General features: G+C 70.1%; 7 protein-coding genes and 1 tRNA gene. 3 read left to right on the plus strand and 5 right to left on the minus strand.

The window, feature by feature from the left end; all coding sequences use genetic code 11:
* Positions 1–61: 61 nt before the first annotated feature.
* Positions 62–583, minus strand: coding sequence for a GNAT family N-acetyltransferase (locus tag EV651_RS02725; RefSeq protein ID WP_133781572.1), 522 nt, complete (start codon positions 581–583; stop codon positions 62–64).
* 99 nt (positions 584–682) lie between these two features.
* Complete coding sequence (gene aceE, locus EV651_RS02730; RefSeq protein WP_305000110.1) at positions 683–3,412, minus strand: pyruvate dehydrogenase (acetyl-transferring), homodimeric type; 2,730 nt, start codon at positions 3,410–3,412, stop codon at positions 683–685.
* A gap of 308 nt (positions 3,413–3,720) precedes the next feature.
* Between aceE and EV651_RS02735 the strand changes: the two genes are divergently transcribed.
* Both EV651_RS02735 and EV651_RS02740 read left to right on the plus strand, forming a co-directional pair.
* Complete coding sequence (locus EV651_RS02735; RefSeq protein ID WP_130380525.1) at positions 3,721–4,164, plus strand: DUF3052 domain-containing protein; 444 nt, start codon at positions 3,721–3,723, stop codon at positions 4,162–4,164.
* A complete protein-coding gene (locus tag EV651_RS02740; RefSeq protein WP_133781576.1) occupies positions 4,161–4,631 on the plus strand; it encodes a peroxiredoxin in 471 nt (156 codons plus the stop codon). Before EV651_RS02735 ends, EV651_RS02740 begins: the two co-directional genes overlap by 4 nt.
* A 26-nt stretch (positions 4,632–4,657) precedes the next feature.
* Here the strand turns inward: EV651_RS02740 and EV651_RS02745 are convergent.
* Together EV651_RS02745 and EV651_RS02750 are read right to left on the minus strand one after the other, a co-directional pair.
* A tRNA-Val gene (locus EV651_RS02745) sits at positions 4,658–4,734 on the minus strand.
* 219 nt (positions 4,735–4,953) lie between these two features.
* Entirely contained in the window at positions 4,954–6,066 is a 1,113-nt protein-coding gene (locus EV651_RS02750; RefSeq protein WP_133781578.1) for a serine hydrolase, read from the minus strand.
* A 444-nt stretch (positions 6,067–6,510) separates the two neighbouring features.
* On the opposite strand from EV651_RS02750, the gene EV651_RS02755 reads away from it, so the two are divergent.
* The gene (locus tag EV651_RS02755) at positions 6,511–16,209 is read left to right on the plus strand and encodes a non-ribosomal peptide synthetase/type I polyketide synthase (protein ID WP_133781580.1); all 9,699 of its coding nucleotides are present in this window, start codon (positions 6,511–6,513) and stop codon (positions 16,207–16,209) included.
* Between the two features lie 446 nt (positions 16,210–16,655).
* On the opposite strand, the gene EV651_RS02760 is transcribed toward EV651_RS02755, so the two are convergent.
* Complete coding sequence (locus tag EV651_RS02760) at positions 16,656–17,585, minus strand: ROK family protein (protein WP_133781582.1); 930 nt, start codon at positions 17,583–17,585, stop codon at positions 16,656–16,658.
* Positions 17,586–17,791: the final 206 nt, after the last annotated feature.

The following is a 17,791-nucleotide window of genomic DNA, read 5'->3' on the forward strand; positions in this document are numbered from 1 at the left end:
ACTGGAATTAGTTTCTGCTATCCGAAGCTTAAGAGCTCACCGGAACTCGTGCAATGGTTCGTCAGAGGGTGATCCAGTAGCGGCGGGCGCGGCCCAGCCAGGTGTCGCGGATGTCCTCGAGTACGCCGCCGTTGCGCTCGATCGTCCGTGCGGACGCGACGTTGGCGTCGTCGCAGGTGACCAGCACGCGGTCCATCCCGCGCTTCCGGGCACGGTCGAGCACCGCGCCGAGTGCCCAGGTCGCCAGCCCGCGACCACGGGCAGACGGGCGTACGCCGTACCCGATATGTCCGCCGGCCTCGAGGAGCTTCTCGTTGAGCGCGTGCCGGAGGGTGATCGCGCCCAGGTAGGTGCCGCCGTCAACGATCCACCAGTACGTCGCAGGCACCCGCTCCGGCGTGACCGGGATGCTGTCGTCGCTCTGCGCGCGCAACCGCTGGGTCCACTCGGCGAAGGCCTCGACCGTGCTCAGCTCGTCGGCCTCCCACAACCCGGCCCCGTCCTGGTGGGTGTCCCCCCATTCGCTCGCCGACTCCATCCAGGAGTCGCGCAGTTCGACGGTCGGCTCGATCAACTCAGGCATGTGCCGAGGGTAGGGCCGATTCGCCGTGCGGCCCCAGCGAATATGCAGGCGGGCCGCCCGCCCCGGGTGGGGTGAGCGGCCCGTTGGCGGGGGTCGGCGTCAGGCGCCGGCGCCCTCCTGCTTGACGCCGGCGACCGCGGTCGGGTCGTCGATGCGGTACTTGCGGGCCGCCTCGGCGGCGACCTCCGGCTTCACGTCACCGCGCTTGGCGAGGATCTCCAGTGCGGCGACCACGATCGACTCGGCGTCCACCTGGAAGTGGCGCCGGGCCGCGGCCCGGGTGTCGGCCAGACCCCAGCCGTCGGTCCCGAGCGACGTGTAGTCGTTCGGCACCCAGCGGGAGATCTGGTCCTGCACCGCGCGCATGAAGTCGCTGACGGCCACCACAGGACCCTTGGTGTCCTTCAGTTGCTCGGTCACGAACGGCACCTGCTCCGGCTCGTCCGGGTGCAGCAGGTTGTGCTGCTCGGCGGCGACGGCGTCCCGGCGCAGTTCGTTCCACGAGGTCACCGACCAGATGTCCGCGGCCACGGAGTACTCGTCGGCGAGGATCTGCTGGGCCTTCCGCACCCACGGCAGCGCGACACCGGACCCGAGCAGCTGGACCCGCGGTACGTCGTCACCCTCGGCGGTCTGGTACTCGTCGAAGCGGTACATGCCCTTGAGCAGCCCCGCGACGTCGAGGTTCTCCGGCTCGGCCGGCTGGGGGACGGGCTCGTTGTACACGGTGAGGTAGTAGAAGACGTCCTCGCCGAACGGCTTGTCCTTGTCCAGGCCGTAGCCGTACATCCGGCGCAGGCCGTCCTTCACGATGTACGCGACCTCGTAGGCGAAGCCCGGGTCGTAGTGCACCGCTGCCGGGTTGGTGGAGGCGAGCAGCGGCGAGTGACCGTCCGCGTGCTGCAGTCCCTCGCCGGTCAGCGTCGTACGGCCGGCCGTCGCGCCGACCAGGAAACCCCGGCCGAGCTGGTCGCCCAACGCCCAGAGCGAGTCACCGGTCCGCTGGAACCCGAACATCGAGTAGAAGATGTAGAACGGGATCATCGGCTCGCCGTGCGTCGCGTACGCCGTACCCGCCGCGATCATCGAGCCCATCGCGCCGGCCTCGCTGATGCCCTCGTGCAGCAGCTGGCCCTGCTCGGACTCCTTGTAGGACAGCAGCAGGTTGCGGTCGACGGCCTCGTACTGCTGCCCGTGCGGCGAGTAGATCTTGGCCGTCGGGAACATCGAGTCCATGCCGAACGTGCGGTACTCGTCCGGGGCGATCGGGACGATCCGGTCGCCGATCTCCGGGTCCTTCATCAGGTCGCGGAACAGCCGGACCAGCGCCATCGTGGTCGCGACCGGCGAGTTGCTGCCCTTGGCCAGCGGCTTGTAGACGTCGTCACCAGGCAGCTTGAGCGAGGTCTTCGGGGCCACCCGCCGCTGCGGCAGCGAGCCGCCGAGCTGCTTGCGTCGCTCCATCATGTACTGGAACTCCGGCGAGTCGGTGCCGGGGTGGAAGTACGGCGGGTTGTAGGCGTCCTCGAGCGCGGAGTCGTCGATCGGCAGGTACAGCCGGTCCCGGAACGCCTTGAGGTCGTCCGAGGTCAGCTTCTTCATCTGGTGGGTCGCGTTGCGGCCCTCCAGCGCCTCGATCGTCCAGCCCTTGATCGTCTGGGCCAGGATCACGGTCGGCTGCCCGACGTGCTCGGTCGCGCTCTTGAACGCGGCGTACACCTTGCGGTAGTCGTGACCGCCGCGGGGAAGCTTGCGCAGATCCTCGTCGGACAGGTTGCTGACCATCTGCTGGAGCCGCTGGTCGCCGCCGAAGAAGTTGTTCCGGATGTACTCGCCGGACTCGACCGAGTAGGTCTGGAACTGGCCGTCCGGCGTGGTGTTCATCTTGTTCACCAGCGCGCCGTCGTGGTCCTGGGCGAGCAGGTTGTCCCACTCGCGGCCCCAGATCACCTTGATCACGTTCCAGCCGGCGCCGCGGAAGAACGCCTCCAGCTCCTGGATGACCTTGCCGTTGCCGCGGACCGGCCCGTCCAGCTGCTGCAGGTTGCAGTTGATCACGAAGGTGAGGTTGTCGAGCTCCTCGCGCGCGGCCAGGCCGATCGCGCCGAGCGACTCCGGCTCACCCATCTCGCCGTCACCGAGGAACGCCCAGACGTGCTGCTGGCTGGTGTCCTTGATGCCGCGGTGGTGCAGGTACCGGTTGAAGCGCGCCTGGTAGATCGAGTTCAGCGCGGCCAGACCCATCGAGACGGTCGGGAACTCCCAGAAGTCCGGCATCAACCGCGGGTGCGGGTACGACGACAGCCCGTTGTGCGGGCCGCGCGACACCTCCTGGCGGAACCCGTCCAGCTGGTCGGTGGACAGCCGGCCCTCCAGGAACGCCCGCGCGTACATACCCGGCGAGGCGTGTCCCTGGATGAAGATCTGGTCGCCGCCGCCGGGATGGTCCTTGCCGCGGAAGAAGTGGTTGAAACCGACCTCGTACAGGCTGGCGGCCGACTGGTAGGTGGCGATGTGACCGCCGACCTCCAGGCCCTTGCGGTTGGCCTTGCTCACCATCACCGCGGCGTTCCACCGGATGAAGGCCCGGATCCGCCGCTCGATGTGCTCGTCGCCGGGGAACCAGGGCTCACGCTCGGGCGGGATCGAGTTGATGTAGTCGGTGCTCCGCAGTGCGGGCACGCCGACCTGTCGCTCCCGGGCGCGCTCGATCAGCTTGAGCATCAGGTAGCGCGCTCGCGCCTTGCCCCGTTCGTCCAGGACCGCGTCGAGCGATTCGACCCACTCCCGTGTCTCGTCGGGGTCGATGTCGGGGAGCTGGGTGGGCATCCCCTCGGTGATGATGGCTGGTGGTTCGTGTCCGGAAGCCACGTTGTCCTGCCGTTCTCTCTGGTTGTCTTCACTGCAATCCTGTCACCTGTTCGGTATGCGTTCTACTTCGCCTTCCCTTCCGGCCCGATTCCGGGCGGCCGGGCCGGATCTCAGCGGACACGCCTCGCACCCGCCACGCGCATACCGGACACGTCACGGAACCCTGGTGCATACTTGCGCGACGCGGTACGTCACGATGGACTATCGCTGAGCAGCAGGCTACTGACACCTACCCCCGGGTAAGCGGGGACCACGGAGGAGGACACGTGAGCGCGACCGCGGACCACGCGGACGGCAAGAGCGGAGTGCCGAACATGGCCTCCCGGCTCGGCCTGGAGGCCGGCTGGGTCGTCCAGGAGATCGGGTACGACGATGACTGCGACGACGAGTTCCGCGACGCGATCCGGGAGATCACCGGCGAAGCCTTCGTCGACGAGGACACCGACGAAGTCGTCGACGTGGTCCTGCTCTGGTTCCGTGAGGACGACGGCGACCTGGTCGACGCGTTCTTCGACATCCTGACCGACCTCAAGGCCGGTGGAGTGGTCTGGCTGCTGACCCCGAAGGTCGGCCGCGACGGCTACGTCGAGACCAGCGACATCACGGAGGCCGCGCCGGTCGCGGGCCTGGCGACGACCAGCACCCTGAGCGTGACCGACGACTGGTCCGCCACCAAGCTGGTGGTCCCGAAGTCCGGCCGCCGGGGGTGAGCCTCCCGGCTGTCGGCAGCCGGGCACCCGACTTCGAAACCCAGAACCAGTACGGCGAACCGGTCCGGCTGAGCGACTACGCCGGCCAGCGGGACGTCGTACTGGTCTTCTATCCGTATGCCTTCAGCCAGGTCTGCACCAGTGAACTGGCCGCGCTACGAGACCGCCCGTCGTTGCTGGCCGCCGCGGAGTTCCTGGCGATCTCCTGTGACCCGATGTTCACTCTCCGCGCCTACGCCGACGCCCACACCCTGAACTTCGGCCTGCTGACCGACTTCTGGCCCCACGGCGCGATCGCCACCGCGTACGGCGCCTTCGCCGCCGACCGCGGCTGCGCCCTGCGCGCCACCTTCGTCATCGACCGCACCGGCATCATCCGCTGGTCCGTCCTCAACCCGATCCCGGAGCCCCGCGACCCGGACGAGTACGCCGAGGCCCTGGCAAGTCTCACGTCGAACCGGCGGTAGGCGCCGGGGCAGGGCGTGGTGTGGAGTGGTGGGCTGTGAGGGACTCGAACCCCCGACCCCCTCGGTGTAAACGAGGTGCTCTAACCAACTGAGCTAACAGCCCATGTCCACGGCAAACGAAGCCCGGCCAACGAAGGGCCGGGGCAGTTGCGCTCCTGTGGAGCAAGCGGACCGACCCTATCATCTCACCCGGGCTGCCGCCGCGCCGTGGGCAGCACCTCGATGACGCCCCCGCTGAGCCACCCCCACGCGACGGATCCGGGTTGGGGAGGGTTTCTTACCCGGATCGGGCAGAAACCCTCCCCAACCCACCCCGCAGCGTCTACAGGGGAGCGCTGGTGTTGTCGAAGACAGCCTTCACGAGGCGCTCGAGGGCGGGCGGGAAGATCTGGAGCAGGTCTACCTCGGCGTCTCCCATGGTGATGGCGGCGGTGAGGGTCCGGGTGCCGTCGGCCGAGCTGTACATGAGGGCGCCGTAGCCGCCTGGGGCGCTGCCGTTGTGGTGGTAGATGGTCTCGGTGCCGGTGTCCTGGGCGAACAGGCCCAGCCCGTAGTTGAGCGGTCCGCTCTTCGGTTGCGGCGTACGCATCTGAGCCAGCAGCTCGGAGGGCACCAGTTTGCCGCTCTGCAGCGCGGACATGAACTTGTGCAGGTCGCGCGTGGTCGAGAGCATGCTGCCGGCGGCGAAGAGCAGCGACGGGTTCTGCTCGGTGACGTCGACGACCTTCCACTCGTCGCCGTCCTGGTAGCGGAGATATCCGTGCGAGTGCGGGCCGGGGATGTCCGTCCGGTCGCCCGGCTCCACGGTGCCGGTCAGCCCGAGCGGCTCGACGATCCGGGTCTGCAGCTCCTCGACGAACGTACGGCCGGTGACCGCTTCGATCAGCAGCGCGGCGACCGTGTAGTTGGTGTTCGAGTAGCTCCACTCGGCGCCCGGCTCGAACCGCGCCGGCTTGGCCAGTGCGAACTCGACCAGCTCGTCCGGGGTGTAGCCCTGCAGCCGGTTCTCGGCCCACTCCTTGCCGGTCGCCGGGACCCCTGCGACGACGGTGCCGTCGGGGTAGTACTCGCCGGTGTAGTTGAACAGGCCGCTGGTGTGGTCGAGCAGCATCCGCACCGTGATCCGCGGGTCCAGCTCGAACCGCGGCAGATGTCCGGCAACCGCGCCGTCCAGCTCGAGCTTGCCCTCGGCCACCAGTTGCAGCACCACGGTCGAGACGAACGTCTTGGTGACGCTGCCGACCCGGAACTGGCCGTCCACCGGGGGCTCCTCGGTGCTGCCGAGCTCGCGGATCCCAGCCGTGCCGACCCACTCGCCGTGCTCGTCGTGCACCCGCAGTTCGAGACCGCCGAACCCCGCGTCGACGAACTCCTGGGCGGCCTTCTGCAGCTCCGGGCGGTCGGTGCTCTCCACGGAAGGGGACTGGATCGACATGGTGGTACTCCTCGTTCGAGTGATGTTTTGTACGACGTCACTCACGATCGCCGGGCGTCCTGACACGAGACCGCCACGACGCTGACGCGGTGCGGGTGACCGGCTTTCGTACGGGCCGTATCGGAAGCGACGGTCACTCGTTGGAACCATGTCGGTGGTCGCGCAATTCTTAACCATCGGCTGCTGAGAACGGACTCCTCCAGGGCGGGTCGCGGCTGGTAGGGTTCACGGCTGTCGGTCGGCGCGATGACGCACCGGGTGTGCCCGGTCACGACATCGTTCCGGCAGGCGGAGAACGGGGCTGCTGTCGGTGTGAAGTGAGGCGGGTCTGCCCAGAACCCGCCCCGTCCAGTTGGGGAGGCACGTGTCCGTGGGTCGCCAACCGGCCGAGCGCCCCGTCGTACCCGAGCCGTCCTCTGGGTCTCAGCTGGTGGTGGCATCGGCGTGAGAAGTGGTGCGGACCGGCCGGCGATCTCCACCGGGCCGGCGTTGATGATTCCCGCCGGGTATCCCCGCGATCTGCCGAGCGCACTGCTCCGCGCGGCCCGCGACTTCGGCGGCGCCGGGGTCGTCGAGATCGGGCCGGACGGCCGCGAGACCAAGCTCGACTTCCCGACGCTGCTCGAGCTGGCCGCCCGGATCCTGGCCGGCCTGCGTGCGAACGGCGTACGGGCCGGAGACCCCGCCGTCGTGCACTGCACCGAGCCGGTCGGCTTCTTCGCCGCGTTCTGGGCCTGCACCCTCGGCGGCATCCGCCCGCTGCTGGTCGCGCCGAACCCGGGCGGCGACCGCACCGAGGAAGGCCGCGAACGGCTCCGCCGGATCACCGACCTGCTCGGCTGGACCGTCCTGATCGGCCGCCCGTCCGACCTGCCGAACGACCTCGGCCTCCCGGTCCTCGACCCGGACGCGATGGCCGGGCACGAGCCGACCTCCGACTTCCACCGCCCGGCCGCGGACGACGTCGCCGTACTGATGCTGTCCTCGGGCTCCACCGGTACGCCGAAGATTGTGCAGCTCACGCACCGCGGACTGGTCGAGTTCGCCGCGGGTACGCCGGCGATGCTGCCGATCCGGCCGGGGCAGACGACGCTGAACTGGCTGCCGCTGGACCGCAGCGGCGCCTTCCTGCTGTATCACCTGCTGCCCGTGTTCACCGGCTGCACGAACGTCCATGTGAACACCGACTGGGTGCTGGCCAACCCGCTGCGCTGGCTCGATCTGATGGAGCAGCACCGGGTCAACCACTCCTGGTCGCCGAACTTCGGGTACCGGCTCGCGACCGCCGCGGTGGCCGGCGAACCGGACCGGCATTGGGACCTCTCCGCGCTGCGCAGCCTGGTCAGCGGCGGTGAGCAGATCACCGTGCCGGTGATGTCGGAGTTCCTGCGGGTGACGAACCGGTTCGGGGTGGTGCCGGAGACGTTCGTGGCCGCGTGGGGGATGACGGAGACGGTCACCGGCATCACGTTCGCGCGGCCCGGTCTGACGCCGAACGTGCACCGCGTGCGGATCCCACCGACCGGCGTCGTCGAGTGGGTCGACCAGCGGCCGTCGTCCGGGAAGGTCGCGGTGGCGCGCCCGGGCAAGCCGCGGACCGAGGCACCGGGTGTGCTTTCGCTGGTCTCGGTGGGAGCGCCTGCCCCCGGTACGACGGTGCGCATCGTGGCCCCGAACGGCGCCGTACTGCCGGAAGGCCGGATCGGTCAGCTGCAGGTCGCGTCGGCCCGGGTGACGCCCGGGTACCTCGGGAACCTCGAGGCAGACCGCATCGCGTTCCCGGTCGGGAACTGGCCGGCCCGCAAGTGGCTCGCGACCGGCGACCAGGGCTTCATCACCGGCGGCCAGGTCGTCATCACCGGCCGGGACAGCGAACGCATCATCATGTCCGGCAAGCTCTACTACGCGCACGACATCGAGTCCGTCGCGGCGACCGTCGTCGGGGCCGAGCAGGGCCTGGTGGCCGCCTGCGGCATCGCCGACGAGGAAACCGGCACCGACCGCCTGGTCGTCTTCTACGCTCTCACCGCCGACTCCGTACCCGGCATGGACCAGGCGATCCGCAGCCTGATCCAGGCCCGCCTCGGCCTGTCGGCCCAGGTCGTCGGCGTCCCGCGCCGCGACTTCCCGACCACCCCCGGCGGCAAGATCCTCCGTCCGCTGCTCAAGCAACGGTGGATCGACGGCACGCTGCTCGAACCGCCCACCACCCACGTAGAACCAGCCGGCGCTACTCCGGCGTCCGGCCCTACCGGCCAGGGTCCCTCGAGCACCCCGGAGTCCACCCCGTTCGCCGACGAAGACGCCGCAGAACGCACCACCGAACTCCCGGTAGTCCGCCTGGCCTGGAAACGCGAACTCCAGCAATCCATCCCCACCCCACCCCAACGCCCCACCCTGGGCACCCCACCACCCCCAGCCCTTCCATCTCCCACCCCCACCGCACCGCCACCCGCCCCCACCCGCACGCCGCCGGAAGCTGAGCCCACCCGCACCGCGTCGGAAGCCGAGGCCACCCGTACGCCGTCGGAAGGCGAGTCCACCCGCACCGCGTCGGAAGCCGAGTCCACCCCCACGGCGTCGGAAGGCGAGCCGACCCCCACCGCGTCGGAAGAGCCCACCGGCACCGCGCCGGATCGCGAGCCCACTCGCACCGCGTCGGCGGCCGAGGTGCGCACCGCACTGGCACCAGCGGAAGGGCCTGCCGGGGCGGCATCCACGCCGAGCGCCTCCGCCACGGGACCTGCGCTTGGCCCCACGGCCCCGCCTCCGCCGACGCTCTACACGCCGCCCGCGACCGTCGCGGCATCAGACGTCGAGCAGGAACCCGCCAACGAGCAGTCCGACACCGCCGAGCAGCCGCACGATGCTGCGCCCGAGACCACCGAGGTACAGCACGAAGTCCAGTCCTCGGCTGCAGACGAGAACTCGGCCGAGTCGGAGCAGACAAGCGGGGCGTCTGAGGCTGAGCCGTCGTACGACGCTGCGGCTGTCGGCACCGACATACCGGACGAGGACCAGACTCCGTCCGGGGATGAGGACTCCGCCGAGCAGGAGCAGGCGAGCGGGCGGGCTGAGGCTGAGCCGTCGTACGACGCTGCGGCTGCCGGCACCGACGTACCGGACGAGGACCAGAGCCCGTCCGACGACGAGTCAGCCGACCGCGAGCCGAACGACACCGCGAACGAGCTGGACACGACGGATCCTACGGACACGGCCGATGCCGTCGACATGACGGAGCCGGCGGAGGCGACGGCTGCGGACGCGAGCGACGCAGTGGATGCCGCGGACGCGATGGACGCGGCAGAGGTCGCGAACACGACCGATGCGACGGATGCTACGGACGCGACGAATGCGGTCGATGCGGCTGATGGGGCGGATGCGCTTGAGTCGGTGGGGGAGTCCGCTCATTCGGGTTCTGGGGATGTGGTTGCTGAGGGCACCGACAGTGGTGAGGATGCGGCGTTCGAGGGTGGGGTTGTTGAGGGTACGTCGGCTGACAGGTCCGACGAACTGGCGACGGGTGCGGTTGCGGCGTACCCGGATGACGCACCGCAGGAGGCTCAGGCGGGATCAGACGCCGAGCTGAGCGACGAGAGCGCCGACGTCGAAGAGGACGAGGCGGATGCCGACGGTGCATCCGACGAAGCTGCCGACGACGCCGCGTCCGACGAGGCCGCGTCCGAGGTGGAGACCGAGGCTGATGGTTCGGCGTCCGCGCCGGCGTTCGCCTCCGAGGCTGCGGACACTCACGAGGAGACGATCGACTCCGAGGCAGAGGCAGCGGAGTCCGCCGACTCAACCTCCGCAGACATGGAGGAGGCCGACGAGCTCGCAGACGACGCGGACACGGACGACGTGGACACAAAGGGCGCGGCCGAGGCCGACGCGGACACGGACGACGTGGATGCTGACGACGCGGAGTCGGAGGGCGTGGACGCGAAGGACGCGGCCGAGGTTGAGGCGGATGCTGAGGGCGCGGATGTCGAGGACGCGGTTGGTGAGGACGCGGATGTTGCGGATGCGGGTGACGTAGGTGCCGACGACGCGGGTGACGAGGCCGAGGCCGGCGAAGGGTTTGCGGGCGAGGTCGGTGGGGATGAGGCACGTGCGGGTGAAGGGCGTGTCTATGAAGTCTTTGCGGATGGGGTAGTCAGCGAGGTTGGTGCTGGCGATGTCGTGGGCGATGAGTCTGGCGCGGCTGCGCATGAAGGTGCGTTGGATGCCGAGCCCGGTGAGGAGCAGGCGGCTGCTGAGCAAGCGGTTGAGGGGCAGGTTGCCGGCGAGCTCGACGTTCAGGAGCAGGCGGTCGGGGAGCGGGCTGCCGCGGGGCTTGTTGTGGTGGATGTGGATGCGGTTGAGGCCGCGGGAGATGTGGCGGCTGGCGTCGTACCGGAGGACGCGCAGGGCGGTGTTGCCGCCGAGAGTGGTGCTGCTGGTGTGCGGGTTGGGGTTGTTGAGCCGGTTGCGGTTGTCGGGCTGGCTGGGCGGTTCCCGGGAGCTGAAGGGGTGGAGCAGTTCTGGGAGAACCTTGTCGGGGGTGTGGAGAGCCTCCGGCGGGAGTCGGGGGACGGGGTTGTCGCGGTCAGTGGCGTGCTGGAGCACGTCGAGTCGTTCGACGCGAAGTTCTTCGGGTTGAGCGATCGTGAAGCCGAGTTGATGGATCCGGCGCAGCGGTTGTTCCTCGAGGTGTGTCATCAGGCGTTGGAGCACGGCGGGTACGCCGGTACGACGAACCGCGTCGGCGTGTTCGCGGGCTCCGGCATGAACTTGTACAACCGCCAGCACCAGTCCCGCGACTCGATCGCCACCCGCGTCGCGTACCGTCTCGGCCTGACCGGCCCCGCGATCGGCGTGCAGTCGGCCTCGTCGTCGTCCCTCGTCGCGGTGCATCTCGCCTGCCAGGCGCTCAGATCCGGCGACGCGGACCTCGCCCTGGCCGGCGCCGCCGCCGTACAGGTGCCGCAGGCAACGACCTACCACCCGACGCCGGACTCGATCCTCTCGCCGACCGGTCAGATCCGCGCGTTCGCCGCCGACGCCGACGGCACGGTCGGCGGGAACGGTGTCGCCGCCGTACTCCTGAAGCGTCTCGACCAGGCCCTGACCGACGGCGACACGGTGTACGCCGTGATTCGCGGTACGGCGGTCAGCAACGAGGACGCGCCGGCCGGGAACCAGACCGAGCTGATCGAGCGCGCACTCGACCGCGCCGGGTTCGACGCCGACTCGCTCAGCTACGTCGAGGCGCACGGGATCGGCAGCCCGGCCGCGGACGCCGCCGAGGTGAAGGCGTTGACGACCGCGCTCCGCCGGCACACCGACAAGGTCGGGTTCTGCACGCTCGGATCGGTGAAGCCGAACATCGGTCACCTGGACAGCGCCGCGGGCATGGCCGGCCTGATCAAGACGATCCTGATGCTGCAGCACCGGATGCTGGTGCCGACCATCAACGTGACCGAGCCGAGCCCGGACCTCGCCCTCGACGGCAGCCCGTTCGTGATCGGCACCGACACCCGCGAGTGGACCGTGCCGTTGCAGTCCGGCGGTACGACGCTGCGCGCCGGCGTCAGCGCACTGGACCCGAGCGGCACCAACGCCCACGTGATCCTCGAGGAAGCGCCCCGCCAGATCCGCCGCGGCGACGACGGTCCCGTCGTACTGCCGCTGTCCGCGCCCGACCCCGACGCTCTCGCCGACCTCGTCGAGCTGTACCGCACCGACCTGGGCCACGGCACCGGACACCGCCTCATCGACCTCGCCGGGACGGCGGCGCTCGGCCGCCCGGCGCACCGGCACCGGATCGCGGTCGCCGGCGGAACGGAGGTCGAACTCGTCACCGCACTCGGCTCCGCCCAGCCGACCGAGGTGCCGCGCGGCGGACCCGGCCCGCTCGGCTACGCGTTCACCGGCCAAGGTGCCGCCCGTCGCGGCATGGCTGCCGGCCTGGCCGCACGCTTCCCCGTGTTCCGCTCGGTCCTCGACGAGTGCGACCGCGTCTACCACGAGGAGACCGGCGGCAGCCTGCTCGAACTGCTCCTGACCCCGGCCGGTACGGCGGAAGGCGTCTGGCCGACCGAGACCGCACAGCCCGCGCTGTTCGCGTTCGAGCTCGCACTGGCCCGCCTCTGGCAGTCGTTCGGCGTCCAGCCCGCGCTGGTGGTCGGACACAGCGTCGGCGAGTACGCCGCTCTGTGCGTCGCGGGCGCCCTCTCCCTGGCGGACGGCGTACGCCTCACCGCGAAGCGTGGCGAGCTCATGCAGCGCGGCACGGTCCCCGGCGCGATGGTCGCTGTCCGCGCCGACGCCGACCGGGTCCGCGAGATCGCCCGGACCGCCGGCGTTGAGGTTGCTGCAGGCAACGGTCCGCAGTCGTTCGTGCTGACCGGATCCGAGGTGATCGTCGGTCAGCTCGCCGCGCAACTCGATCAGCTGCAGGTCGCCTGGCAACGGCTGGACGTCGACCGCGCGTTCCACAGCTCGTTGGTGGACCCAATACTGGCCGACTTCGCGGAGATCGTCCGCGAGATCACGCTGAAGCCGCTGCGGACGCCGATGGTGTCGAGCTGGTCGGGTGATCTGCTCGAGTCCGGGACCGTGCTCGACAGCGACTACCTGGTCGGCCAGTTGCGGCAGCCCGTGCTGTTCGGCGACGCGGTCGAGGCCGTGACGGCGGCCGGCTGCCGCCGGTTCCTGGAGCTCGGGCCGGACGCCGTACTGAGTCCCGCCGGTCGCCGGATCGCGCCGAACAGCACGTGGATCCCGGCGCAGCGACTCGGCCAGGACCCGGTGCTCGCCACGATGAACGGCCTGGCCGAGTTGTACGAGCAAGGCACTGAGATCGCGTGGGCGAAGGTCTACGCGGACAGCGGTCGCGTCCCGTTGCCGACGTACCCGTTCCGCCGGGTGCACCACCCGGTCGACCCGTCGGTGACGGTGCTGGCCGGCCCCGGTACGGCGGTTGCCGGGGACAACAATGCGCCGCGGCTGAACGCGTTCGAGCGGGTCGCGCGGGCCCAGACCGTGGTGTTCGAGCCGCCGTCGAGCGCCGCGGTGAAGCGGATCCCGCTGGACCCGCCGGAGCCGGTGGCAACCGAGCCGGCCGAGCCGGCCGAGCCGGCCGAGGAGTCCTCGCCGTTCGCTCTACCGGCCGAGATCCATGAGATCGACGCGGACTACCTGGCGCAAGCAGGGTCTCTGTCGGGCGACGAGATGTCCGCGGAGCGGTACCGCGAGTCGCTGGCCGTCGTCCTCGACCTGACCTGCGAGGTGCACAACCTCGACCCGTACGACCTCACGGTGGACCACACCTTCGCCGAGCTCGGGGCGACGCCGGCGTCGATGGCGCCGGTGATCGACGAGCTGAGGAGCCGGTTCGAGGCCGAGTTGGCGCCGGACGACCTGTTCCTGACCTACACCACGCCGCACAAGCTCGCGACCGCGGTCGCGGTGCAGACGGCCGAGCCGGTCGAACCTGTCGGGCTACAGAGCGAGGCCCCACTCGAGCAGGTTGCCGAGAAGGAAGAGCCGGTCCGGGATGCGCGGCAGGCGTTGGCCGTGCTCGGGTCGGGACTCGCGGAGCTGGCGGCGAAGGTCGACGAGGCTGCGGCCGCTACCAGCGAGGCAGATCTGCCCGGGAGCGGTATGGCGGCCTTGATGTCGCAGCAGCTCCGGGTCGCCGGGCAGTTGGTCGACGGCGTCACCAAGCTCATGCGCGAACAGCTCGCTCTCCTCGGTGAGCCGGCCGCGCAAACGAATGAGCAGACAGAAGTCAAGCAGGTAACAGAAGAAGAGCAGACCGTCCCAGTCAACGAGCTGCGCCCCGACGACGAGCCGGCCGCGGAGTTCCGCCGTACGACGCTGTCGCCGGCCGAAGAGCAACGCCGCGACTTCATCTACTGGACGCAGGTCCTGGCCGGCGCCGAACCGTTGGTGCTCCCCGCAGATCGCGCCCGCGCAGCCGGTGACGACGCCGTCGCGTCGGTGCAGCGCGAGCTGGACAAGGAACTCGGCGACGCCGTGCACGCCTACAGCCGCGACCGCAAGCTCAGCCCCGTCATGACGATGCTCGCCGCCGTCGCCACGGTGCTTGGCCGGTTCGCCGCGCAGGACGACGTGACCATCGGCTCGGCACTGCTCGGCCCGAAGGAGATCCGCCCGCTCCCGCTGCGGATCGACCTGTCCGGCGAACCTGATCTCGGTGAGCTGACGGAGCGGATCCGCGACATCACCGCGGGCGCCCTCGCCCACGCCGGCACCGACCTCGCGATCCTCCAACGCGATCCGCTGTTCCAGATCCTCGTCGAGTTCGAGGACGAGTTCGAGGACGAGTTGGCGGACGAGTTGGCTGACCACGGCGCCGACGACCTGCCGCGGAGCGTCGACCTGCGGTTCCGGCTGACCCAGCACGACAGCGGCATCACCTGTACGGCGGACTACCGCGCCGGCCTGTTCGAAGAGCCGACGATCGCGCGCTTGCTCGACTACCTGGCCGAAGTGTTGCGTAGGGCAACGACCCGTCCGGATCTCCGCCTGCCCGAGCTGGTCCTCCCGATCGAGTCCGACCTCGAGGCGCTGCGTGAACTCGAATCCGACGCCGACACGAGCGGGCCGATCGGCCGGGTACGCCGGGACGCGGTGGTCGCCGGTGAACTCAGCGGACTGCACACCCTGTTCGAGCAGCAGGTGGCGCGGACGCCGGACGCGATCGCGCTGATCCAGGACAGCCGCGAGCTGACGTACGCCGACCTCGACCGCCGCTCGAACGCGGTCGCCTGGCAGCTCGTCGACCTCGGCGTGAAGCCGGGCCAACTGGTCGCCGTCCGAGTCGCCCGCGGTACCGAGATGGTCGTCGCCGTGCTCGCGGTCCTCAAGGCCGGTGCGGCGTACCTGCCGCTGGATCCCGGCGTACCGGAGTCCCGCTGGGCCTTCATGGTCCAGGACGCGGCGGCGGTCGCGCTGGTCGGTGACGACGCGGCGCTGGCCGATCGCCTCGGTCTGCGGCTCGTCCCGGTCGGGAGCGGCGACGGCGACACGCGGGCGCGGCAGGCGCCGCCGGTCCGCGCCGCTGCCGATGACGTGGCGTACTGCATCTACACGTCCGGCTCGAGCGGCAACCCGAAGGGTGTCGTGGTCCCGCACCGCGGCCCAGTGAACCTGGTCCGGCACTACCTGCGGACGCGGCGGTCGCTGCGGACGCTGCAGTGGACGTCGTTCGGCTTCGACGTCCATGTGCAGGAGATGTTCACGACGCTGGCGTCGGGCGCGGCGCTGGTGCTGATCGGCGAGGACGACCGGTACGACCCGGACGCGGTGGTGGCGGCGCTGCGTGACCACGGCGTGCAGCGGTTGTTCATGGCGTTCAGCCCGCTGACCGCGTTGCTGGCGACGATGCGGCGGCTGCCCGAGCTGCCCGAGTTGCGGGAGATCGTCGCGGGCGGTGAGGCGATGGTGCTGACCCACAAGGTGCGGGACTTCCTCGACGCGCACCCGGAGTGCCGGCTGTTCAACGAGTACGGTCCGGCCGAGGCGTCGATCGTGACCACGATCCACGAGGTCGACCCGGCCGAGGACCGGCCCTCGATCGGGCGCCCGATCGACGGTGTCGTCGTACGCCTCCTGGATGCCGCGCTGCGGCCCGTGCCGGTCGGTGCGGTCGGGGAGATCCACCTCGGCGGCGCGGCCGTTGCCCAGGGCTACATCGGACGGCCGGAGGAGACCGAGCACGCGTTCGTCGCGGACCCCGGACACCCGGGCGCGCGGCTGTACCGCAGCCGCGACCTCGGCCGCTGGCGCGCCGACGGCACCCTGGAGTACCTCGGCCGCGCGGACGACCAGGTCAAGATCCGCGGCCACCGGGTCGAGCCCGGCGAGACCGAGCATGTGCTGGCGGACCAGCCCGGCGTCGTCGACGCGGTCGTGGTGGCCTGCTCGGACCCGGGCGGTGACACCTGCCTGATCGGGTACGTCGTGCTCGAGGACAGCGATCCCGCCGTACTGGCACGGCTGATGCTCGACCTGGGGAAGGAACTGCCGATCTATCTGGTGCCGGCGGACCTGATCCCGATCGAAGAGCTGCCGCTGGACGACAACGGCCGGCTGGATCGCTCCCGGCTCCCTGAGCCGGAGTGGCTGAAACCCTAGCGAGGTCTGGGCCAGGGCCCCCGCTCTGCAACGAGAACGGTGGGCCAGTCGGTGGCAGCCCTCCCGAACAGCCACCGTCCGCCGTACACGCTGCAGAACCCGCGTTCGATCTCATCCCTCCACGAGATCGATCGCGTTCGGGTCGGACGCTGCCGCCGGCAGACTGGTTCCCGACCCTGCAGGCCACACGATGGCGGCGGGAGAGTGCCCTCACCCGCCGCTCACGTGCTCCGGTCGACCAACCCCCCGATCTCCCGGTATACGCCCGGTCTGAGCCCCCCTCGACCGGTCGTGGATGACGGTGCCCCCACCCCATCCATCCGTTGCATCGCGTGACGTAGGTCCGTCGTTACACGGATCGCGAAGATTCGTAAAAATTGCGCAAAGATGCGCGGGATAAGCCTTACCCGCCGCGCAAAAGTGTGCGCGGCAAGGGCCAATGCGGATCAGGCCAGTGCAGCCCAGGCCTGATGGGCGGCGCCGAGCAGGCCCGCATTGTCCAGTTGAGCGGGCACCACCGTGAGTTCCGTGACGAACGGCAGTTGCGCCAGCCGCTTCACCCAGGCCTGCACCGGGTCGAACAGCACCGGTCCGGCCTTCGCGACCCCGCCGCCGATCACGACCGCGGTCAGGTCGACGGTCACGGCCGTCGCGACGATCCCCGCGGCCAGCGCCTGTGCCCCGTCGTCGAACGCGGCCAGCGCGAGCTCGTCCCCGGCCGCGGCGTCGGCGGCCAGTACTTCGGCATCCACGTCCTCGCCTGTCCGCCAGCCGCTCCGCTGCGCGCGGGCGACCATCCTGGGGCCGCTCGCGTACGCCTCGACACAGCCGAACGACCCGCACACGCAGGCCTCGCCGTCCTGGTCGATCACCATGTGGCCGATGTGGGCCGCGTTGCCGGACTGGCCGATCAGCGGTCGGCCGTCGACGACGAGGCCGCCCCCGACGCCGGTCGAGACGACGATCCCGAGCAGGGTGTGCGCGCCGCGACCCGCACCGCTCCAGAACTCACCGAGCGCGAAGCAGTGCCCGTCCAATCCGAGGGCCACCGGAATGTCGCCGGTCAGCGCCCGGACCCGGTCGACGATCGGGAAGTTGCGCCAGCCGGCGATGTTCACCGGGGAAACCAGGCCGTGCTGCTGGTCGACCGGGCCGGCAGAGCCGATGCCCACGGCCAGCGGGGTGGCGTCGCCGCGAACGCGCTCGATCAGCTCTCCGAGTGCGGCGAACACCTGGTCGGCGTCGCCCGACGGGGTGCGGATCCGGTCGCCGGTGAGAATCGTGCCGTCCGCAGACACCAGAGCGGCGGCCATCTTCGTGCCGCCGATGTCGATTCCCAGCACGGTCTCCCGCGCCTTCGCTGTGTCGTCGCTCATCGTCCCCCCGGTCAGGGCGGTCAGGTCGAGAGACAACGTTATCTGTAGTCGGCCCGAACAGACAGAGGTGATTCGAGGTAATCACGGAAAACCCGCAGGAAGGAGGCAGGTTCTTGCCATGTCCGCTCCTGACAACGATGCCCCTCCAGGCGTTCGAAGCCGCTGATTATCAGCTGTCGGTGATAGCTGGCGCGCAGCGGTGGGGC

The sequence above is a fragment of the Kribbella sp. VKM Ac-2571 genome (assembly GCF_004362255.1).
In the GTDB taxonomy this organism is placed as follows: domain Bacteria; phylum Actinomycetota; class Actinomycetes; order Propionibacteriales; family Kribbellaceae; genus Kribbella; species Kribbella pratensis.